This window comes from Mesorhizobium sp. Arg314 (assembly GCF_053714275.1).
In genome coordinates, this window is record NZ_JBSKBP010000009.1 from 94998 (window position 1) to 114947 (window position 19950).

Consider the following 19950-nt stretch of genomic DNA (forward strand, 5'->3'; position numbering starts at 1 on the left):
GCCGAAGGTGCGGGCGATTCATGCCGACATAGAGAAAAGTCCATGCCAGAATTCGTCCTTCCGCCGCCAGCGATTGCCTCGGTTGCCATTGCCGGTTCGGCGGAACGGTTTGCCGTGCGCCGCATCTTCTGCGTCGGCCGTAATTACGCGGCGCACGCGCGCGAGCTCGGCAATGACGAGCGCGACCCGCCCTTCTTCTTCACCAAGCCCGCCGACGCGGTGGTCGACAGCGGCGCCGAGATCCCCTACCCGCCCTTGACCTCGAACCTGCATCACGAGATCGAGCTGGTCGCCGCCATCGGCAAGGCCGGCTTCCGTATTCCGCGCGCCGATGCGCTCGCCTATGTCTGGGGCTATGGCGTCGGCGTCGACCTGACGCGTCGCGACCTGCAGGACCAGGCAAAGAAGGCGGCGCGTCCCTGGGATTGGTCGAAGGCGTTCGACCAATCCGCGCCTTGCGGTCCGCTGATTCCGGCCGCGAAAGCAGGTCATCCGGAAAAAGGCCGCATCTGGCTCGCCGTCGACGGCGAAGTTAAGCAGGACGGCGACCTTGCCGAGCTGATCTGGCCGATCGCCGACATCGTCTCGATCTGCAGCGAGGCGGTCGAGCTACAGCCCGGCGACCTGATCTTCACTGGCACGCCGGCCGGCGTCGGCCCGGTCCAGGCAGGCGACAGGATCACCGGCGGCGTCGACGGCATCGGCGCCATCGAAGTGACGATCGGACAGCCAAGGGCATGAGCGATCTCGTCCTCCACAACTACTACCGCTCCTCCACCTCCTACCGGGTGCGGATTGCGCTGGCGATGAAGGGCCTGGACTACACCTATGTGCCGCATCATTTGCGCCACGGAGAGCATCTCGAGCCCGCCTATCTCGCGGTCAATCCGCAGGGTCTGGTGCCGACGCTGGTGCTGGACGACGGCAGGCTGCTGACCCAATCACTCGCGATCATCGAATATCTCGACGAGATCGCGCCAGAGCCGCCGCTGCTGCCCAGGGACGCGCTGGGCCGCGCTCGGGTCCGGATGCTGGCGCAGATGATCGCCTGCGACATCCACCCGGTGAACAACCTGCGCGTGCTGACCTCGCTGCGCACTTTGTTCGGGGCCGGCGACGAGGATGTCGTCAACTGGTTCCGGCATTGGGTGAACGAAGGTTTCCAGCCACTTGAAAAGATTCTGGCCTCGTCGCCCGAGACCGGCGCGTTTTGCCATGGTAATGCACCGGGGCTCGCTGACATCTGCCTTGCCGCCCAGGTCGCCAACAACGCCCGTTTCGGCGTCGACATGGCGCCCTATCCGGTAATTTCGCGCATCAACGCCGCCTGCATGGCGCTTCCGGCGTTCCAGAAGGCTGCGCCGCAGAACCAGATCGATGCCGAATAACATCCTGAAGGACACCCCATGAAAGCTGTCGTCTTCGAAAAATTTGGTGAGGCACCAACGATCCAGACCGTGCCCGATCCGAAACCGGCCGCCGACGGCGTCGTCATCAAGGTCGAGGCGACCGGTCTTTGCCGCAGCGACTGGCACGGCTGGATGGGCCATGACGACGGCATCACGCTGCCGCATGTCCCCGGACATGAGTTGGCCGGCGTCGTCGTTGCCGCCGGCAAGCAGGTCAGCCGCTGGAAGGCCGGCGATCGCGTCACGGTCCCCTTCGCCGTCGGCTGCGGCCGCTGCTTCGAATGCACCTCCGGCAACCACCAGGTCTGCGAGCACCAGTCCCAGCCTGGCTTCAACGCCTGGGGTTCGTTCGCCGAATATGTCGGCATCGAGCATGCCGACACCAACCTCGTGCGCCTGCCCGAGGAAATGGAATTCGCCACCGCCGCCAGCCTCGGCTGTCGCTTCGTCACCTCCTTCCGCGCCATCGTCGACCAGGGCCGGGTGACGCCCGGCGAGTGGGTGGCGGTACATGGCTGCGGCGGCGTCGGCCTCTCGGCGGTGATGATCGCCAGCGCCATGGGCGCCAACGTCATCGCCATCGACCTGACCGACGAGAAGCTGGAATTCGCCAGGAAGATCGGCGCGGTGGCGACGATCAACGCCTCGACGACACCCAACGTGGTCAAGGCGGTCAAGCAGATCACCAATGGCGGCGCGCATATGTCGATGGACGCGCTGGGGCACCCGACCACCTCGTTCAACTCGATCTCGAACCTGCGCCGGCGCGGCCGCCACGTTCAGGTCGGACTGATGCTCGGCGAGCATGCCCGCCCGCAGGTGCCGATGGACAAGGTGATCGCCTTCGAACTCGAAATCCTCGGCAGCCACGGCATGCAGGCTTACCGCTACTCCGCGATGATGGAGATGATCCGCACCGGCAAGCTGAAACCCGAGCTATTGGTCGGCAAGAAGATCAGCCTCGAGGAAGCGCCGGCGGCCTTGATGGCGATGGGCGGTTTCGAAGGCATCGGGATCGGCGTCGTCACGAAATTCCAGTAGGAGGCCTATCGCGCGAACTTCTTCGCCCCGAACACGCAGGCCACCACGCCGAGCGTGACGACAACCATCGTCGGGCTGACCTGCTCGTGCAGCAGGCTCGCCGCCAGCGCCAGGCCGAAGAAGGGCTGCAGCAATTGCAACTGCCCGACGGCCGCGATGCCGCCTTGCGCGAGGCCACGATACCAGAACACGAAGCCGATCAGCATGCTGAACAGCGAGACATAGGCTAGGCCGATCCACGCGCCGGAGCCAACACCGGCGAAGGATGGCGGCAGCGTCGCAAGGGTCAGCGCCAGCATGACCGGCAGTGACAGCGCCAGAGCCCAGCAGATCACCTGCCAGCCGCCGAGGCGGCGCGACAGCTTGGCTCCTTCGGCGTAGCCCAGTCCGCAGGCGATGATGGCAGCCAGCATCAAGCTGTCGCCGACTGGCGAAGCGGTCACGCCTTGCGACAGGGCAAAGCCCGCGACGAGCGCGCTGCCGACGCAGGAGAACAGCCAGAAGGCCGGACGGGGACGATCGCCGCCGCGCAGCACACCGAAGACCGCGGTCGCCAGCGGCAGCAGGCCGACAAAGATGATGGAATGCGCCGAGGTGACATGTTTCAGCGCCAGCGCCGTCAGCAACGGGAAGCCGACCACGACACCGAGCGCCACGACGACGAGCGAGATCAGGTCTCCTCGCTCCGGACGCTTCTCGCGAAACAGCAGCAACATCGCAATCCCGAGCAGACCAGCGATCACCGCCCTGGCCGCCGTCAGGAAGGTCGGGTCGAAATCCATCACCGCCACCCGCGTCGCCGGCAGCGATCCGCTGAAGATCAGCACGCCGATAAAGCCGCTCAGCCAGCCGTCGAAACTCTTTTCCATGATCTGCTCCGTTCGCGCTTCGGTACCGGCGCAGGCCATGGCGTTGCTAGATACAATGGAGTACAATTCTACAAAACTGTAATGGCATTGCGAGCAGTACGGATGGCGGATATCCCTCTCGAGATCGACGGTGCACGCACGCTGGTCGAGAGCGTGATGGCGACGATCCGCCACCGCATCGCGGCGCGCACGCTGACGCCGGGAGCGCGCCTGCCGTCGATCCGGGCGCTCGCCAAGTCCCTGCAGGTCTCGAAATCCACCGTGGTCGAAGCCTATGAGCGCCTTGCCGCGGAAGGCACGATCCGCTCGCGGCCGGGCTCCGGCTTCTACGCCGCCGGCCAGCTTGCGCCGCTGTCGCTGGCCGAGATCGGTCCCAAGCTCGACCGCGCCGTCGACCCGCTCTGGGTGTCGCGGCAGTCGCTCGAGGCCGGCGAAGAGATGCTGAAGCCCGGCTGTGGCTGGCTGCCGGCTTCCTGGATGCCGCAGGCCGCCTTGCGCCGGGCTCTCAGAACCGCTGCTCGCGCCGACGATGCTGCGCTCGCCGACTACGGCACGCCGCTTGGCCTGCCGCCGCTTCGCCAATTGCTGGCGCGGCGCATGGCCGAGCATGGCGTCGAAGCCTCGCCCGACCAGATCATGCTGACCGACTGCGGCACCCAGGCCATCGACCTTCTGTGCCGCTTCCTGCTCGAGCCCGGCGATGCGGTTCTGGTCGACGATCCCTGCTATTTCAATTTCCACGCACTGCTGCGCGCCCATCAGGCCAAGGTGGTCGGGGTGCCCTACACGCCTTCTGGGCCGGATATCGAGCTCTTCGCGCAGGCGCTCGCCGAGCATCGGCCGCGTCTCTACATCACCAATTCCGGCATCCACAACCCGACCGGAGCGATTCCGTCGCCAGTCACCGCGCATCGGCTGCTGAAACTCGCCGACCAGGCGGAACTCACCATCGTCGAGGACGATATCTTCGCCGACTTCGAGCATAGCCCTGCCCCAAGGCTCGCGGCCTTCGACGGGCTGCAGCGCGTCGTCCAGATCGGCTCCTTCTCCAAGACACTGTCGGCCTCGGTACGCTGCGGCTTCATCGCCGCGCCCCGCGACTGGATGGAAGGCCTGACCGATCTCAAGATCGCCACGACCTTTGGCGGCGGGCGACTGTCCTCGGAACTGGTGCTGACGCTGTTGAAAGACGGCAGCTACCGCAAGCATGTCGAACAGCTGCGCACCCGCCTGTCGCGCGCCATGGCCGAGACGGCCGGCAGACTGAAAACGATGGGCGTCGTGCCGTGGATCGACCAGCCTGCCGGCATGTTCCTGTGGTGCCAGCTGCCTGACGGCGTCGACGCCGCCGATGTCGCCCGCCATGCGCTTTCGGACAATGTCGTGCTGGCGCCCGGCAATGCCTTCAGCCTGTCGCACACCGCCGGCCGCTTCATGCGCTTCAACGTCGCCCAGTGCGGGGATCAGCGCATCTTCAGGGTGCTCGAAAAGGCGATGACGGTATCGCGCCGCAAAGCCACCGGCTCGGCCTGACCCGAATCCCGGCAGACCCTGATGCATGTCGCCCAGAAGTGTGCAGCGGTTCTGGGGCAACGACATGCATCAAAACAAAGACTTAAAGCGCGTCGCCTGAATCCGGTTCAGCGCGACGCGCTTTAGGTCCGCTTACGGCGCTCATACATCATGACCAGCGTCTCGGCCGTCAGCGCCGGTTTCTGCTCGCCTTCGATCTCGACGGTGTTGGCGGCTTTCATCAGATACTGGCCGGGGCCGCGATCCTCCATGGAAACCAGCGTGGTGCGCAGCCTGATGCGCGCGCCGGCTTTCACCGGCGCCAGGAAGCGCACCTTGTCGAAGCCGTAGTTGAAGGCCGCCTGCGTGTTTTCCGGCACGATGCCCATCTCGAGCGCCAACGCGCCGATGATCGACAAAGTCAGATAGCCGTGCGCGATCGTGGTGCGGAACGGGCTCTGCCGTTTTGCCCGCTCGGGATCGACATGGATCCACTGGTGGTCGCCCGTGCACTCGGCGAACTGGTCGATGCGCAGCTGGTCGACCGTCGTCCAGTCGGACACGCCGAGCTCCTGCCCGGACATCGTGCGCAACTGTTCGAAGGTCGGCGGCGTCCTCCGCCGTGTTTCCGTCATTACGGCTTTCCCATCACTCATGCCCGTCTCCCGACCATGAAGCGGCAGCCTCTGTCAATTCGCAGCTCCGCGATTTTCGCCGGTAGAGTTGATGCTTATACGGCAAGCCGAGAACGCGCCCGCGCTTGGACCGGTTGCATCGCATGTCAGTCGATGGTGGATCCGAAATCGCCCAATGACCTATTTCTTTTCATAACCGGCGCGGATTTCCGCCATTGCGTCCCTGATCCGGTCGCGCAGGATTTCGACCGATTCGGTGCTGGATTTCCGCACAAGGTCAGCCACTTCGCTGGCATTCTTCAGCGTTGTCTCGAACGACCTGCGGGCAAATTCGGCCTGCTTGGTCATCAGGTCCTGCGGATTGCCGGGCGTCTGGTAGTTCTGCGCCATACGGGTGATCTCGTGCATGGCATTCTGCACCATCTCATGCTGCCTCGCCAGCACCGAGGATGCCCCTGCAGCACTTGCCCTCGCCGATCTTTCCAGGGCTTCGAGGTTCTTGCGGTGGTGATCGAGGATCGGCTGAATATCGACATTCGGCAGCTTGAGGTCGCGGCCGAACCTGCTGAACATGTCGAGGAACGAGTCGGAATCCGGTTGTTTTGCCATGCTCTGCCTCCCACTTTGCCGCTTTTGCGGCGCCCTCAAGAGCAATTCCAGGAAAACGGTTTTCCGTCCGGAATTGCGTAAAACAAAGAGATAGAGCGGTTCGTCGTTTCCATGGGACGTGACCCGCTCCAGGGGAGAATAGTGCGCGTTGGGCTGGCGTCAATTGACGAGAAACATCCGCTCCGCCGTATAGAGCGCCAGGCCGGCAAACCCGCCGATGACCATGCCGTTGAAACGGATATACTGCAGGTCCTTGCCGATGTTCGTCTCGATCAGCCGCGTCAGTTGCCCCAGGTCCCAGCGCTTGACCTGATCGGCGATGAATTTCGACACCCCGCTCTTCTGGCTCTCGACGAACGAGGCCAGCGCCACGACAAAACCCTGGTTCATGTCGGCCCTGATCTGAGCGTCGTCGGCCAGATGCCGGCCAACCTCGACGAACATGTTGGCGAGGTGGTCGCGGATCGTCGAATTCGGCGCATTGACGTCCTGCTCGATGAACAGGCGCAGGCTTGTCCACGCATCGCCGGCCAGTGCCCTCACCTCCGGACGACCGAGAAAATCGCGCTTCAGCTTCTCGGCGCGCCTTGCATATTGCTTCGAGGTCCTGAGCCGCTCGATAAAGCCCAGCGCAAAACGGTCGAATTCGGCGCGCATCGGGTGATCGGGATCGGCCCTGACCTCATCGAGCAACGAACCCGCCGAAGCGACGATCTTCTTCAAGAGATAAGCATCGGCGCGAAACAGGTTGAACAGCGACGGCAATTCCTCATGGATCTTTTCGCGCATGGTCGCGAGCGCCTGCTCGTCGTTAAGGAAACGTCCGACGACCCGGGTGAACTCATCGAACAGCTTCTGGTGACGGCGATCGTCGGTCAACGCCGACAAAAGGTCCGCCGCGAGCGGCGCCAGCGGCACCTTTTCGATCTGCTCCAGCATACGGCTGGTGACGAAGTCGCGCAGGCCCGATTGCTCCACCGCCGTCAACGTCTGCGGCACCAGCCGCGCGACGAATCGCGACAGGCCGGCGGCGCGTTCGGCATCAGCCAGCCAGTCGGCGACCAGAGCGGCGAAATCCACCTCGGCAAGCTTTTCGCGCACCGGCTCCGGCGCCAGGAAATTGGCCTCGATGAAGCGGCCGAGATTGTCGGCGATGCGGTGCTGGTTCTCCGGAATGATCGCGGTGTGCGGGATCGGCAGCCCGAGCGGCCGCCTGAACAGCGCCACCACGGCATACCAGTCGGCGATGCCGCCAATGGTCGCCGCCTCCGCGAAAGCCGCGACAAAGCCGAGCCAAGAATGGCTGCCCTGGAAGGACTTGGCGAGCGCGAAGACGAGGATGCAGAGCGCGAGCGCCGCGCCGGCGACGAATTTGGTCCGCCGCAATGCCGAAAGCTTCGCTTGCGCATCGGCGTCGAATCGAACCGGCGCGAGAGCCGGGGCTGATTGTGACATGGAAAGGCTGTTCCTATTGCACCCCGACTTATCTAGTACCTGCGCCGGCGAAACGCTCGCCCGAAGCGCAGGAGCCATATCGGGCTGCCATACGCGCCGGCATGCACAAAAAGTTGACACGATTATTCAGCTATGTGGCGGTCCAATCTGGAATTGCTCCAAACTATGGGCCATATTCGGCTCAAGCTGATATTTTCGCGAGGTTACCATGCGGCTCACGCGCCAGACCAATTATGCGATGCGCATCCTGATGTATTGCGCCGCTAACACCGAAAGGCTGAGCCGCATCCCCGAGATCGCCGCCGCCTATTCGGTTTCGGAGCTGTTCCTGTTCAAGATCCTGCAGCCGCTGGTCGAGGCCGGCCTGGTCGAGACCGTTCGCGGCCGCAATGGTGGCGTGCGCCTCGGCCGCGCGGCGGAGCAGATCAGCCTGTTCGATGTCGTGCGCGTCACCGAAGAGAGCTTCGCCATGGCCGAGTGCTTCGAAAATGACGCCGCGGAATGCCCGCTGGTCGACAGCTGCGCCCTGAATTCGGCGCTGCGCGAGGCGCTCAACGCCTTCTTCGCCGTGCTTTCCCGCTACACGATCGCCGATCTCGTCGCCGCGCGCCCGAACGTGCGCCATCTGCTCGGCATCGACCTCCTGGAGCGGCGCGCGCCCGCTGCGTGATCTCGCCCTAGCGGCTTGATTCTGTTGCTGTCTCGGGTTGCGTTGCCTGCGACTTCGTCGTTCCAGGACGGAGCAAGGAGCGAAGCGACGCGCGCAGACCGTAGGATCCTGTGACGTTCGTGCGCCGCAACGATGCAGAACTGGCGACATCAGCGCCAACGACCCTTCTGGAGCCGGCGGCGTGCTGCGCGCGTTGAAGACTTCGACCAAGACCGCCATCGGTTTCGGCGTGTAGAGGTGGGATTGCATCCGGCATTCCGGCAAGACGCCTTGGCGTGGCCCGCCTCCGGTCCGCCGCCAGGGGCGGCAACCGATCTTGATTTGACAAGTCCCTCTCGTGCGCGGCAGGTCTCGGCGCGAGACATGCAGGACATCAATCACCCCTCTGACGCAGGCAGCGAACTGGCGGTCACGCCGGCCGAGCAGCTCGTGCAGCCACGGCAAACGGCGCAAGTCCGCAAATGGCCGGTGGCGATTGCCGTCTCCGGCTTGCTCCATGCCGCCGCCGCGGCGGCGTTTTTCATCGCGCCCGCGGGGACATTCGTCTCCGCAGACGCGATAAGGGCCGAGGGCGCCGACCAGTCCGGCGCCAACGTCATCGGCAGCGCCTTGGATGACCAGGCGTCCGGCGCGGTGGATGTTACATTGGTGCCGGATCCGCAACCGGCAAAACGCCAGGCCGCGCAGCCCGCTCCGCCAGCCGAGGCGCCACAACCGGCAAGTGAACAGGTGACGCCTCAGCCTGTGCCGGAAGCCGTCAAGGAGCCCACCCCTACGCCGGATATCCTGGCGGCCGCCACGCCGCGCCAGGACGATCAGAGTGTCCCCACGGGTAGCGAACCGGCCCCTGCGATCAAGTCGCAAAGCGACGAGGCGCCCCCTGCCGAGCCCGAGCAATCACCGGCCCCGAGCGCGACATCGAGCGCACCAGCCGGATCGGCGGGGCCAAACGAAACCATTGAACCGCGTGGCACGGCGGATGGCGATACGCGCGACGCGCCGGTCGTCGCCAGCAAGGGCAAGAAACAGGCCGCCACCGGCAATGCCCTGGAATCCCGCTACAGCGGTGAAATCCAGAAGAAGCTTGCCCGCGCCAACCGTCGCGTTTCGAAATCGATCCAGGCCAAGGCTCGCAACAACGCCAGGGTGGTTTTCGTCGTCGCGGCCGACGGCAGCGTCAGCGACCTGCAGCTCGCTGAAAGTTCAGGGTCCGCCGAGCTCGATCAGTTCGCTTTGACGCTGGTGCGCAAGCAAGCACCGTTCCCCCCCATTCCACCCGAGACCGGAAAATCAAGTTGGGTGTTCAAGGCGCGGATCGGCCCTTTTTGAAGCGTTCGTCCCGCGTTTGAAGCCATCCCGAACGTCAGAATTCATCCATTTCGAAAGGAAGCCTATGTACATCGCCATGAACCGCTTCAAGGTCCAGAACGGCTCGGAAGAAGCCTTCGAGGACGTCTGGAGGAACCGCGACTCCAGCCTTTCCGACATGCAGGGCTTCAAGGAGTTCCATCTGCTGCGCGGTCCAGTCAACGAGACGGAAGGCTATACGCTCTTCGCCTCGCACACGGTCTGGGCAAGCCATGAGGATTTTGTCGCCTGGACGAAGTCAGAGAATTTCCGCGCCGCCCATCGCAACGCCGGCGGCTCGAAGGTCCACTATCTCGGCCACCCGCAATTCGAGGGCTTTTCGGTCGTAGAAGGCGCCTGACTTCTGACGCGCAAAGCCAATCTCCGCCGACGGTCAGGGTGTTTTGAGATTCAGGTCAGGCCGCGCCGAGAATGGTGGTTTCCGAGAACCGGAGCGGAGCGTACTTGAAGTACGTGAGCACCGGAAGCGCAGGAAGCCGCCGTTCGCAGGCCGGCATCACCTGAATATCAACACACTCTAAGCGGCGGCCAGCAGGCTGGCGTTGCCTCCGGCCGCCGTAATGTCGACGCAGACCGCGCGCTCATGCGCATAGGCCGCCGGGTTGAGCACCTCGCTGACCAGCGGCACGATCGGCCCGGCGCGTTCGGCAATCACCTTGCGTACGATTCGCGCCGCTTCCGGCGTGCCGGAGAAGGCGACGACATCGACGCGCAGCGAACGCGCCTCGACCGGGTCGGGCCGGCCGTCGATGGCCGCGAGCGGCAGCCCCTTGCCGGTCAGCGCCGACAGCGCGGCCGGCGCGCCCGGCGCCACCGCCAGCACGGCATTGCCGGCCGCGAGTGCCTGGATCGTCTGGGAAAGCAGCGTCTCGGCGTCGGGGCCGAGGCAGAGCACGCGGCCGCGTGGCGACAGCGACAGCGTATTGGCCTCGCCGGTCGGTCCAGGCAGGTCGACCTGGCCGAAATCGAGGCTGGCGGCCGCGGCGATCGCCGCCGCGCCCTTGCCGCGCAAATGCTTCCTCAGGATCGCGACGCGATCCGGCCGCGTCGACCAGCCGCCGAACGTCGGATCCGGCAGATTGTCGGCAAGCTCGGTCGCGGTCACCTTGTGGCCCTCGCCAACCTCGGTGCCGGCCACCGGCCCCTTGCGGAAACGGCGCAGGTAATGCGGCCCGCCGGCCTTTGGCCCGGTGCCCGAAAGCCCCTCGCCGCCGAAAGGCTGCGAGCCGACGACGGCGCCGATCTGGTTGCGGTTGACGTAGATGTTGCCGGCATGGATGCCGTCGACGAAATGCTGGACACGGCCTTCGATGCGGGTGTGCAGACCGAAGGTCAGGCCGTAGCCCTTGCGGTTGATGGCGGCGATCACCGCGTCGATCTCATCGGCATCGAAGGTCGCGACATGAAGCACCGGGCCGAACACCTCGCGCTCCATCTCCTCGATGCCTTTGACGCGGAAGACATGCGGCGCGACAAAACGGCCGCTTGCCGGCGCTTCGAGCCTGGCGATCAGCCGCCCCTCCAGCCCCTTCTTCTTGCAGTAATCGCTGATCGCACCTTGAGCCTCGTCGTCGATCACCGGGCCGACATCGGTCGAGATCAGCCACGGGTTACCGACATTGAGCGCTTCCATCGCGCCCTTCAGCATCTCCAGCATCTTCTTCTCGACGTCCTTCTGCACATAGAGCACGCGCAGCGCCGAGCAGCGCTGGCCTGCGCTCTGGAAGGCCGAGGCGAGGATATCGCGCACCGCCTGTTCCGGCAGCGCGGTAGAGTCGACGATCATTGCGTTCAAGCCGCCCGTCTCGGCGATCAGCATGGCATCGGGCGCCGCGGTTTCCGCCAGCTGCTTTTCGATCAGCTTGGCGACCTCGGTCGAGCCGGTGAAGCAGACGCCCGCAATACGCGGGTCGGCGGTGAGCGGTGCGCCGACCGAGGGGCCGTCGCCGGGCAGAAGCTGGACAACGTCCTCCGGCACGCCTGCCTCGCGCAGCATCTCGACGGCGCGGAAGGCGATCAGCGGCGTCTGCTCGGCCGGCTTGGCGATCACCGAGTTGCCGGTGACCAAAGCCGCGGCGATCTGGCCGGTGAAGATGGCCAAAGGGAAATTCCACGGCGAGATGCAGACGATCGCGCCACGCGCTTCCGTACCCGCTTCGGCATTGGCCGCCTCGGCCGCGTAGTAGCGCAGGAAGTCGACCGCCTCGCGCACCTCTGCCACCCCGTCGGCCAGCGACTTGCCGGCTTCGCGTGTAGCAAGGGCGAAGAACTCGACCGCGTTGGCCTCGTAGAGGTCGGCGGCGCGGTTGAGAATCGCGGCGCGCTCGGCAACCGGGCGCTTTGCCCAGGCGGGCTGGGCATCGACTGCAAAGCGCACGGCGGTCGCCACCTGCTTGGCCGCCGCCTCATGCACCGTGCCGACGACCTCGTCGGGCTTGGCCGGATTGACGATCTGGCGCAGCTTGCCGTAGCCGGCGGCGCGCGTGACCGGCTTGGCGTGCCAGCGATCCGCTCCGGCGAACTCCGCTCTTGCCTTCTCGACGGCCGCGAGCGTCAACGGATCGGTGATGTCGAAGCCCTTGGAATTGCGCCTGCCGGCACCAAAAATCGCGGCGGGACGCGCGATCGCGGGATTGGCGGCGGAACCCTGTGTCTCGACGGCCTCGAGCGGATCGCGCGCGATCTCCTCGGGCTCGACCTCCTCGTCGGTCAACTGGTGCACGAAGGAAGAGTTGGCGCCGTTCTCCAGGAGCCGCCGCACCAGATAGGCAAGCAGGTCCGAATGCGCCCCGACCGGCGCGTAGATGCGGCAGCGCATGCCTTCGGCCTTGCGCACCGTCTCATGCAGCGCTTCGCCCATGCCATGCAGGCGCTGGAACTCGAAGGTGTCGCGATCCTTCGTCATCGACAGGATGGCGGCGACCGTATGCGCGTTATGCGTGGCGAACTGCGGATAGATGCGGTCGGTCATCGACAGCAGCTTTTTTGCGCAGGCGAGATACGAGACGTCGGTGTTGGCCTTGCGGGTGAACACCGGATAGCCGGTCAGCCCGAGCGTCTGCGCCCGCTTGATCTCGGTATCCCAATAGGCGCCCTTCACCAGCCGTACCATGATCCGGCGGTCGTATTTTCTCGCCAGCGCATAGAGCCAGTCGATGGCGAATGCCGCGCGCGGGCCGTAAGCTTGGACGACGACGCCGAAACCGTCCCAGCCGGCGAGCTCCGGTTCGGCCAACACCTTCTCGATGACATCGAGCGACAGGTCGAGACGATCGGCCTCCTCGGCGTCGATGTTGAGGCCCATGCGCGAATGCCGCGCGGCAAGCGCCAGCGACAGAAGCCGCTCGGCCATCACCGGCAGCATCTTATCCCGCTGCGCCACCTCGTAGCGCGGATGCAGCGCCGAGAGCTTGACCGAAATGCCATGATTGTAACGGATGTCGGGGCCGTTCGAGCCGGAATCGAGCGAGGAGATCGCATCCGCATAGGCCCGGTGGTAGCGCAGCGCGTCGGCTTCGGTGCGGGCCGCTTCGCCCAGCATATCGAAGGAATAAAGATAACCCTTCTGTGTCATCGGCCGGCCGCGCTTGACCGCCTCGGCGATGGTGCGGCCGAGCACGAACTGCTCGCCCATCTCGCGCATCGCCGCCGCCACGGCCTTGCGGATCACCGGCTCGCCAAGCCTGCGCACCATGGCGCGCAGCGTGCCTTCGATGCCGCCCTCGCCTTCGTCGAGCACGCGGCCCGTCAGCATCAGCGCCCAGGTCGAAGCGTTGACGAAAATCGAGCTCGATCCACCCGAATGCGCCGACCAGTCATGCGGCGCGATCTTGTCGGCGATGAGATCGTCCATCGTCTCGGTGTCGGGTACGCGCAGCAGCGCTTCGGCCAGGCACATCAGCGCCACGCCTTCCTTGGTCGACAGGCCATAGGCCGAGAGAAAAACCTCCATCAACCTGGGATCGGTCGAGCCGCGCACCGCGCGCACCAGATCGGCGGCGCGGGCCGAGATCGCCTTGCGCTCTCCGGCCGAAAGCCCGGCCGCCGCCGACAGTCGCTTCACCGCCTCGTCTTCGTCGGGCAAATAGTTGGCGCGGATCTGCTGGCGGATGGCATCGAGCGGCATGTCGGATCCATGAAAGCGAGCGTGAGGGAGCGGTCTGGCGATCACCGGACCGAATGGCGCAAACTAGCACAGCTTCGAATTTCAGTCGGTCCAAAGAAATCGACAAGATAGTCCGTTTGATCTATCATATAGGTCAATTTTCCATCGTTTCGACTGCCGTATCGATGACCGAAGACCAATTGGACCGCATCGACCGCAACATCCTGGCCGCCCTTGGGCGCGACGGCCGGCTTTCCATGTCGGAGCTGGCGACCAAGGTCGGCCTATCGAAGACGCCGGTCCAGGCGCGCGTGAGGCGGCTGGAAAAGGACGGCTACATAAGAGGCTACCGTGCCGTCATCGACCGCGAACGGATGGGCGAAGGCCATGTCGCCTTCGTCCAGGTGAAGCTGTCGGACACGCGCTCGGCGGCGCTCGATGCCTTCAACCGCGCGGTGCAAGCCGTGCCTGAGATCGAGCAATGCCACATGATGGCGTCGAGCTTCGACTACCTGTTGAAGGTCCGCACCACCGACATCGCCGCCTATCGCCGGGTGCTCGGCGAGCGCATCTCGGCCCTGCCCCACGTCGCCCAGACCTCTACCTTCGTGGCGATGGAGACGGTGAAGGATCGCTAGCGGAAGGTTTCTTTGCCGGATCGACTTCGTCTCTGGCCATTATTGATGCTTCGACAATCGCGAATTCCTCTCGCAAGGCTGCGAATTCGGCAACGAACTCTGTATCCTTGAACCAATCCTTGGCGGCATCTTCAACGAGAACTTTTTTCCGACTCATCGGAGCTTCTTATCGCATCATTCCGACAGCGTCTTCAGGAAGGCCACCAGCGCGGCGCGCTCGCGGTCGGACAGGTCGAGCGGATGGATTTCCGAAACGCCTTCCACGCTCGCCGGCGCTTTCGAGTAATGCTTCACTACGTCATCGAGCGAAGAGAACTGTCCGGCATGCATGTAAGGCGGCCGGCTCGCGGCGCCGCGCAGCGACGGCGTCTTATAGGCGCGCTCGATCTGCGGTCCGTCCTTCACCATGAAACGCAGCTCGCGACAGGCGCTTTCATCGCCGTCGCGGAATTTGCCGAGACAGTTGAACGGGTCGGCCTGAACTTGCGCCACGGCATCGACCCGGCCACGGTCCAGCGGCAGACCGTCGACCGGCGGCACGCCGGTGTTGTGGAAGGAATTGTCGGTGAAGCGCGGGCCGTTGTGGCAGGTCACGCAATTGGCCTTGCCGATGAACAGTTTCAACCCGAGGATCTCCTCGGGCGAGAACGCGGCGTCGCCTTGCGGCGCTGCGCCGGTCGCCAGATCGATGGCAAAGCGGTCGAAGCGCGTCTGCGGAGGCTCGATCGACCGCTCGAAGGCGGCGATCGCCTTGCCGAGATTGGCGAAGACGCGGTTGACATCGTCGGCCTGGGCAGCCGGCATGGCGTTCCAGGCCGCCTTCTCGGCATCGCTGCCCAACGGGCTGGCATTGGCCGGCACGGTGGAAAGATCGGGCAGCGGTCCGAAGATGCGCTCATAGCGCTCGCCGAACCGCTTCTTGATGTAATGCGCGAAGGCGGCCCGGTTGCCTGCCTGCTCCAGCGGATTTTCAAGCGGCGTCAGCGCCTGCGCCCACAGGCTGTCGCGCCTTCCGTCCCAGAAGAACCACGCATTGCGCGCCGCGCCCGCCAGCGGCATGGTGCGACGGTTGGTGTGGCTGACGCCGACCGCCTGCGGCAGGTCGTCCTGGAACTGGCGGTCGATCTTGTGGCAGGTCGAGCAGGACACCGTGCCGTCGCGGCTCATGCCGACATCGAAGAACAGTGTGGAGCCGAGCGCGGCAGCCGCCGGCACATCCGCATACTGGTTCGTGGTGTCCGCTTTGAGCGAAGGCAGCGTGTTCAGCGCCAGCGACGCAATGGTCTTCTTCTCGGCGTCGCTGAACTGCGGCTCGCCGCAGCCGCCCAGCAGGGCGAGAGCGGCTAGGGCCACCAGGCATGCGACACTCGCCAGACGCCTCATCGCCCGCTCACAGCACGACGTTGAAAACGACGGAATCGGAACCGGCCGCCGCCGAGATGGCGAAACGCAGTTGCCACCAGCCGCTCATCGTGAACTTCACCCCGTCGATACGGTAGCGCCCGTCGCCCAGATAATCGGTCGCCTGCGGGCTGGTCGGCAAGCCGTGATCGTGCTGCGGCATGCCGCCTGAAACGGTGATGGCCGCCCCTTCCACCGGCGCGCCGGCGGCGGTCTTCAGCGTCAGCAGCCAGGATTGCAGCTCGCCCTGCCGGACGACGCCGCGCTCCGGCTCGAAGCTCGCGACGAACAGGCCGACCGCCGTCTTTTTCGAGAGCGAAATGTCCGGACCGGGCCCCGATTGCGGCAGCGTCAGATAGACGGCGGCCACGATACCGATCAGCAGGGCAGCCAGACCGAGACCCGCAAGAATGTAACGCCATATCGATGCCAAACCCGTTCCTCTTCGGCTGCTAACGTCACGGGCCGCGTATCGCGTCCCGCTCTGCCTGTGGGAAATCGCTTCTGGCGCAAAATTCGGCCTTCGCCAAGCATGGCGCTGCCTGCCGCGAAAAGCTACAGCAACAAGTCTTAGGAAGGGATAAGCCCGCATGGCCAATGGTATCGCGTCGATCGGCGAATGCATGCTGGAACTGTCGGGCCAAACCGGTTCGAACTGGCGTATGGGTTTTGCCGGCGACACCTTCAACACGCTCTGGGCATTGCACGCGTTGAGCCCGGACCGGCCCGCGACCTATGTGTCGGCCTTCGGCGACGACCCCTTCTCGCGCGACCAGATCGCTTTCTTCGCCGAGAACGGCATAGGGATTGGCAACAGTCCGGTCATTGCCGGCGCACGCCCCGGCCTTTACGCCATCACACTCACCGGAGCCGAGCGCGCCTTCACCTATTGGCGAAGCGATGCGGCCGCGCGCCAGCTTGCCTCCGATCCATTGGCGCTGGCAAAAAGCCTTGGAAGCCAGGCACTTGTCTATTTTTCCGGAATCACTCTCGCAATCCTGGATGAGGCGGCGCGCAAAACCCTCCTGTCGGCCGTGGCGACCGCCCGTAAGGCCGGCTCGCTCACCGCCTTTGACCCCAACTACCGGCCGCGTCTGTGGCCGAGCCGCAAGGCGGCGCAGGCCGCGATCCTGGAGGCGCTCGCCGTCGCCGACATCACGCTGCCGACCTTTCCGGACGAGCAGATGCTTTTCGGGGATATGACGCCGCAGGCAACGGCCGAGCGCCTCGGCAAGCTGACCGGCGAGGTCGTGGTCAAGAACGGCGAGCAGCCGGCCTTGATTACGCTGAACGGCGCTTCACAAACCGTTGACGCGGTGCATGTGGCCTCCCCCGTCGACACCACGGGCGCGGGCGATTCCTTCAACGGCGGCTATCTGGCCGCCAGGCTTGCCGGCCATGCACCCGCCGACGCGGTGCGCCGCGCGCATCGCGTCGCCGCCGCGGTTGTTCAGGTTCGCGGCGCGCTGGCTCCATTCGAGACACTCAGAACGGCCTTCGACAGTTAAGCGCTGTCGAAGCTTAGGCGCGGTTTCACTTCAATATCGACAAACTTAGGGCAAACGGAACCGGTACTCGGTCACCTGATGGTAGATCTGACCTGGCCATAGAGTGGCTTGCGGGAAATAGGGCCGGTTCGGCGCGTCCGGCCAGGTCTGCGCCTCGAGGCAGAGGCCCGAAAACGCCTTGTAGCGGTTGCCATCGAGCCCAGGCGATGTCGGCGCCACATACTGGCCGATATAGAGCTGGAGGCCGGGCTCGGTGGTCCAGACTTCCATCTCGACACCGGAATTGGCGCCTTGCACCCAGGCCGCCTGGTGCAGCGGTCCACGGTTGGAGGCCAGGCAGAAATTCAGGTCATAGCGAAGCTGCTCGCCTTCCATTTCCATGCGCAGCGGCCGCGCCTGCCGGAAATCGTAGGGCGTGCCGTCGACCGGCTTCACCACGCCGGTGGGGATCATCTCGTCATCGACGGGCGTATAGGCGCCTGCGTTGAGCATCAGCCTGTGGTCGAGGATGTCGCCGGCCCCGCCATCGTCGAGGTTGAAATAGGAATGCTGCGCCAGATTGCAGAGCGTCGGCTCCTCGCAGGTCGCGGTCAGCTCCATGCTGAGCGTGCCGGGGATCTTCAGCCGATACGTGCAGGTGACATCGAGCGCGCCGGGAAAGCCCATCGCGCCGTCCGGGTCGTGCAACGTCAGCGTCACGAAATCGCGGCCGTGCAGCGAGACCGCCCACGGCCGGTGGAAATAACCTTCAGAGCCGCCATGCAGCGTATGCTTGCCGAGAAAATTCTGCTCGGTCTGATAGCGCTTGCCGGCGATGGTGAAGCGGCCGCCGCCGATGCGGTTGGCGAAGCGGCCGACGAGCGCGCCGAAGAAGGCCCGGTCGGTCTCGTAGGGCTCGAAACGGTCGTAGCCCAGCACCAGCGGCGCATCGTGGCCGGAAAGGCGTAGATCCTGGACGATGGCGCCGAGGCCGATGATGTTGGCGGTGAGGCCGCCGCCCCGGATTGTAAACCGGCGCACGGCCTCGCCCGCCTGTGTCGTGCCGAAGACCTCGCCGTCTTTCATCGCCATGCCCGAAATGTCATTTCCTGATCCGTGGATTTAGGCCGGCCACGCATCGTCCGGCAAGGGCAGGCTGAACGCCTGCCCTGTTCCAGGCATCGATATCAGAGCCCGAGGCCGCCGAAGCAGGCATATTTGGTGTCGAGATAGTCCTCGATGCCCTGATGCCCGCCTTCGCGGCCAAGACCGGATTCCTTGACGCCGCCGAACGGTGCCTCGGGCGTGGTGATCAGGCCTTCATTGACGCCGACCATGCCATATTTCAGGCCTTCCATGACCCGGAAGGCGCGGCCGAGATCGCCGGTGTAGAAATAGGCGGCGAGGCCGAACTCGGTGTCGTTGGCCAAAGCCACCGCCTCTTCCTCGGTCTCGAACTTGAACACCGGCGCGACCGGGCCAAAGATCTCTTCCTTCATGAAGCGCATCTTCGGGGTGGCGCCGGCGATGACTGTCGGCTGGAAGAACGAGCCGCCCAGCGCATGACGCTTGCCGCCGGCGATGACCTTGCCGCCCTTCGACGTTGCGTCGGCGATCAGCTCCTCGACCTTCTCGACGGCCTTCTCATCGATCAGCGGCCCCTGCTGCACGCCCTCCTCCAAGCCCGACCCGACCTTCAGATCGTTGCTGGCCGCGGCGAGCTTCTCGACGAACTTGTCGTAGATGCCGGCCTGCACGAGGAAGCGGTTGGTGCAGACGCAGGTCTGGCCGGAATTGCGGTACTTGGCGGTGATGGCGCCGGCAACCGCACGGTCGACATCGGCATCGTCGAAGACCAGGAACGGCGCGTTGCCGCCAAGCTCCATCGACACTTTCTTGACCGTCGACGCCGACTTCTGGATCAGGATCTTGCCGACCTCGGTCGAGCCGGTGAAGGTGATCTTCTTGACCAGCGGATTGGCGCAGATCTCGTCGCCAATCTCGCCGGCCGAACCGGTGACGACATTGACGACACCTTTCGGGAAGCCGACTTCCTCGACAAGCGCCCCCCAGGCGAGGCCTGAATAAGGCGTCTGCGAAGCCGGCTTGACCACCGCGGTGCAGCCCGCGGCCAGCGCCGGGCCGAGCTTGCGGGCCAGCATCGAGGACGGGAAGTTCCACGGCGTGATGGCGGCAATGACGCCGACCGGCTCCTTGGTCACCAGGATGCGGCGGTCGCCCCACGGCGACGGCACGATGTCGCCATAGACGCGGCGGCCTTCCTCGGCGAACCACAATATGTAGGCCGCGGCGGAGCCTATCTCGCCCTTGGATTCGAACAGCGACTTGCCCTGCTCGATGGTCAGCAGCTCGGCAAGCACGTCCTGATTGTCCATCATCGCGTCATGCAGCTTGCGCAAGAGCTTCGAGCGCTCGAGCGCGGTGGTCTTGCGCCAGCTCTTGAAGGCTTCCTCGGCGGCCTCGATGGCGCGGCGCGTCTCGGCCTTGCCGGCCTTCGGCACGGTGCCGATCTTCAAGCCCGTTGCCGGGTTGTTGACGTCGATGGTCTGGCCGCTGTCGGCCTGCACCCATTCACCATTGATGAGATTGGCCTGGCGCATGAAATGGCTGGTTTTCTGAAGCATGGTCTGGCCTCCGTTCGGCGCGCTGATCGGGCCGTTTTTCTGAATGTCCGTTGAAGCGTGCTCAAGAGCCGCACGCCGGCGCATTGCTCTTACCTAGGGAAAGGCG

Annotated in this window: 18 protein-coding genes; 9 read left to right on the forward strand and 9 right to left on the reverse strand. The window is 64.9% G+C overall.

The features are described from left to right. Window positions 1–42: 42 nt before the first annotated feature. Genes ACWGS9_RS12165 through ACWGS9_RS12175 form a run of 3 tightly spaced genes read left to right on the forward strand, consistent with a single transcriptional unit; the run spans window position 43 to window position 2450 of the window. Window positions 43–741 carry a fumarylacetoacetate hydrolase family protein gene (locus ACWGS9_RS12165; protein WP_454505473.1) on the forward strand — a complete coding sequence of 233 codons (699 nt, stop codon included), beginning with the start codon at window positions 43–45 and terminating at the stop codon, window positions 739–741. After that, the gene (maiA, locus tag ACWGS9_RS12170) at window positions 738–1388 is read left to right on the forward strand and encodes a maleylacetoacetate isomerase (RefSeq protein WP_454505474.1); all 651 of its coding nucleotides are present in this window, start codon (window positions 738–740) and stop codon (window positions 1386–1388) included. The genes ACWGS9_RS12165 and maiA overlap by 4 nt, the downstream gene beginning before the upstream one ends. A gap of 18 nt (window positions 1389–1406) precedes the next feature. Further along, window positions 1407–2450 (forward strand): zinc-dependent alcohol dehydrogenase family protein, encoded by a 1044-nt coding sequence (locus ACWGS9_RS12175; RefSeq protein WP_454505475.1) that lies wholly within the window; start codon window positions 1407–1409, stop codon window positions 2448–2450. Window positions 2451–2455: 5 nt separating this feature from the next. Here ACWGS9_RS12175 and ACWGS9_RS12180 read toward each other — a convergent pair whose 3' ends face one another. Next, entirely contained in the window at window positions 2456–3319 is an 864-nt protein-coding gene (locus ACWGS9_RS12180; RefSeq protein WP_454505476.1) for a DMT family transporter, read from the reverse strand. 102 nt (window positions 3320–3421) lie between these two features. Here ACWGS9_RS12180 and ACWGS9_RS12185 point away from each other — a divergent pair, with 102 nt between their 5' ends. Beyond that, the gene (locus tag ACWGS9_RS12185) at window positions 3422–4852 is read left to right on the forward strand and encodes an aminotransferase-like domain-containing protein (protein WP_454505477.1); all 1431 of its coding nucleotides are present in this window, start codon (window positions 3422–3424) and stop codon (window positions 4850–4852) included. Between the two features lie 122 nt (window positions 4853–4974). Here the strand turns inward: ACWGS9_RS12185 and ACWGS9_RS12190 are convergent, their stop codons facing one another. From ACWGS9_RS12190 to ACWGS9_RS12200, 3 genes are all read right to left on the reverse strand, one after another. Further along, a complete protein-coding gene (locus ACWGS9_RS12190) occupies window positions 4975–5466 on the reverse strand; it encodes a MaoC family dehydratase (protein WP_454505478.1) in 492 nt (163 codons plus the stop codon). Between the two features lie 180 nt (window positions 5467–5646). Next, complete coding sequence (locus tag ACWGS9_RS12195) at window positions 5647–6075, reverse strand: phasin family protein (RefSeq protein ID WP_320307115.1); 429 nt, start codon at window positions 6073–6075, stop codon at window positions 5647–5649. A gap of 159 nt (window positions 6076–6234) precedes the next feature. After that, entirely contained in the window at window positions 6235–7530 is a 1296-nt protein-coding gene (locus ACWGS9_RS12200; protein WP_454505479.1) for a DUF445 domain-containing protein, read from the reverse strand. A gap of 208 nt (window positions 7531–7738) precedes the next feature. On the opposite strand from ACWGS9_RS12200, the gene rirA reads away from it, so the two are divergent. The 3 genes from rirA to ACWGS9_RS12215 all read left to right on the forward strand — a co-directional run bounded on the left by rirA (window position 7739) and on the right by ACWGS9_RS12215 (window position 9908). Further along, window positions 7739–8200 (forward strand): iron-responsive transcriptional regulator RirA, encoded by a 462-nt coding sequence (gene rirA, locus ACWGS9_RS12205; RefSeq protein WP_454505480.1) that lies wholly within the window; start codon window positions 7739–7741, stop codon window positions 8198–8200. 363 nt (window positions 8201–8563) lie between these two features. Continuing rightward, complete coding sequence (locus ACWGS9_RS12210) at window positions 8564–9529, forward strand: energy transducer TonB family protein (protein WP_454505481.1); 966 nt, start codon at window positions 8564–8566, stop codon at window positions 9527–9529. A gap of 64 nt (window positions 9530–9593) precedes the next feature. Beyond that, on the forward strand, window positions 9594–9908 hold the full coding sequence (locus tag ACWGS9_RS12215) for an antibiotic biosynthesis monooxygenase family protein (protein ID WP_454505482.1): 315 nt from the start codon (window positions 9594–9596) through the stop codon (window positions 9906–9908). A 177-nt stretch (window positions 9909–10085) separates the two neighbouring features. Here ACWGS9_RS12215 and putA read toward each other — a convergent pair whose 3' ends face one another. Further along, window positions 10086–13694: a bifunctional proline dehydrogenase/L-glutamate gamma-semialdehyde dehydrogenase PutA gene (putA, locus tag ACWGS9_RS12220; protein WP_454505483.1), complete on the reverse strand. Its 3609-nt coding sequence runs from the start codon at window positions 13692–13694 to the stop codon at window positions 10086–10088. 164 nt (window positions 13695–13858) lie between these two features. Here putA and ACWGS9_RS12225 point away from each other — a divergent pair, with 164 nt between their 5' ends. Next, entirely contained in the window at window positions 13859–14311 is a 453-nt protein-coding gene (locus ACWGS9_RS12225; protein ID WP_320213666.1) for an Lrp/AsnC family transcriptional regulator, read from the forward strand. A 174-nt stretch (window positions 14312–14485) separates the two neighbouring features. Here the strand turns inward: ACWGS9_RS12225 and ACWGS9_RS12230 are convergent, their stop codons facing one another. Next, complete coding sequence (locus ACWGS9_RS12230; protein WP_454505484.1) at window positions 14486–15694, reverse strand: cytochrome-c peroxidase; 1209 nt, start codon at window positions 15692–15694, stop codon at window positions 14486–14488. A gap of 7 nt (window positions 15695–15701) precedes the next feature. Further along, entirely contained in the window at window positions 15702–16145 is a 444-nt protein-coding gene (locus tag ACWGS9_RS12235; RefSeq protein ID WP_454505485.1) for a FixH family protein, read from the reverse strand. A gap of 157 nt (window positions 16146–16302) precedes the next feature. Between ACWGS9_RS12235 and ACWGS9_RS12240 the strand changes: the two genes are divergently transcribed. Next, window positions 16303–17220 carry a sugar kinase gene (locus ACWGS9_RS12240; RefSeq protein ID WP_454505486.1) on the forward strand — a complete coding sequence of 306 codons (918 nt, stop codon included), beginning with the start codon at window positions 16303–16305 and terminating at the stop codon, window positions 17218–17220. 45 nt (window positions 17221–17265) lie between these two features. Here ACWGS9_RS12240 and ACWGS9_RS12245 read toward each other — a convergent pair whose 3' ends face one another. Both ACWGS9_RS12245 and ACWGS9_RS12250 read right to left on the reverse strand, forming a co-directional pair. Then, window positions 17266–18291, reverse strand: coding sequence for an aldose epimerase family protein (locus tag ACWGS9_RS12245; RefSeq protein ID WP_454505487.1), 1026 nt, complete (start codon window positions 18289–18291; stop codon window positions 17266–17268). A 95-nt stretch (window positions 18292–18386) separates the two neighbouring features. Then, a complete protein-coding gene (locus ACWGS9_RS12250; RefSeq protein ID WP_454505488.1) occupies window positions 18387–19844 on the reverse strand; it encodes an NAD-dependent succinate-semialdehyde dehydrogenase in 1458 nt (485 codons plus the stop codon). Window positions 19845–19950: the final 106 nt, after the last annotated feature.

Excerpts from the sequence above, each read along its gene's own strand:
- ACWGS9_RS12175 (WP_454505475.1), top strand. The coding sequence starts at position 1,407 with ATGAAAGCTGTCGTCTTCGAAAAATTTGGTGAGGCACCAACGATCCAG.
- ACWGS9_RS12225 (WP_320213666.1), top strand. The coding sequence starts at position 13,859 with ATGACCGAAGACCAATTGGACCGCATCGACCGCAACATCCTGGCCGCC.
- ACWGS9_RS12165 (WP_454505473.1), top strand. The coding sequence starts at position 43 with ATGCCAGAATTCGTCCTTCCGCCGCCAGCGATTGCCTCGGTTGCCATT.
- ACWGS9_RS12180 (WP_454505476.1), bottom strand. The coding sequence starts at position 3,319 with ATGGAAAAGAGTTTCGACGGCTGGCTGAGCGGCTTTATCGGCGTGCTG.
- ACWGS9_RS12215 (WP_454505482.1), top strand. The coding sequence starts at position 9,594 with ATGTACATCGCCATGAACCGCTTCAAGGTCCAGAACGGCTCGGAAGAA.
- ACWGS9_RS12195 (WP_320307115.1), bottom strand. The coding sequence starts at position 6,075 with ATGGCAAAACAACCGGATTCCGACTCGTTCCTCGACATGTTCAGCAGG.
- ACWGS9_RS12185 (WP_454505477.1), top strand. The coding sequence starts at position 3,422 with ATGGCGGATATCCCTCTCGAGATCGACGGTGCACGCACGCTGGTCGAG.
- ACWGS9_RS12230 (WP_454505484.1), bottom strand. The coding sequence starts at position 15,694 with ATGAGGCGTCTGGCGAGTGTCGCATGCCTGGTGGCCCTAGCCGCTCTC.
- ACWGS9_RS12200 (WP_454505479.1), bottom strand. The coding sequence starts at position 7,530 with ATGTCACAATCAGCCCCGGCTCTCGCGCCGGTTCGATTCGACGCCGAT.
- ACWGS9_RS12250 (WP_454505488.1), bottom strand. The coding sequence starts at position 19,844 with ATGCTTCAGAAAACCAGCCATTTCATGCGCCAGGCCAATCTCATCAAT.
- putA (WP_454505483.1), bottom strand. The coding sequence starts at position 13,694 with ATGCCGCTCGATGCCATCCGCCAGCAGATCCGCGCCAACTATTTGCCC.
- maiA (WP_454505474.1), top strand. The coding sequence starts at position 738 with ATGAGCGATCTCGTCCTCCACAACTACTACCGCTCCTCCACCTCCTAC.
- ACWGS9_RS12245 (WP_454505487.1), bottom strand. The coding sequence starts at position 18,291 with ATGGCGATGAAAGACGGCGAGGTCTTCGGCACGACACAGGCGGGCGAG.
- ACWGS9_RS12240 (WP_454505486.1), top strand. The coding sequence starts at position 16,303 with ATGGCCAATGGTATCGCGTCGATCGGCGAATGCATGCTGGAACTGTCG.
- rirA (WP_454505480.1), top strand. The coding sequence starts at position 7,739 with ATGCGGCTCACGCGCCAGACCAATTATGCGATGCGCATCCTGATGTAT.
- ACWGS9_RS12210 (WP_454505481.1), top strand. The coding sequence starts at position 8,564 with ATGCAGGACATCAATCACCCCTCTGACGCAGGCAGCGAACTGGCGGTC.
- ACWGS9_RS12190 (WP_454505478.1), bottom strand. The coding sequence starts at position 5,466 with ATGACGGAAACACGGCGGAGGACGCCGCCGACCTTCGAACAGTTGCGC.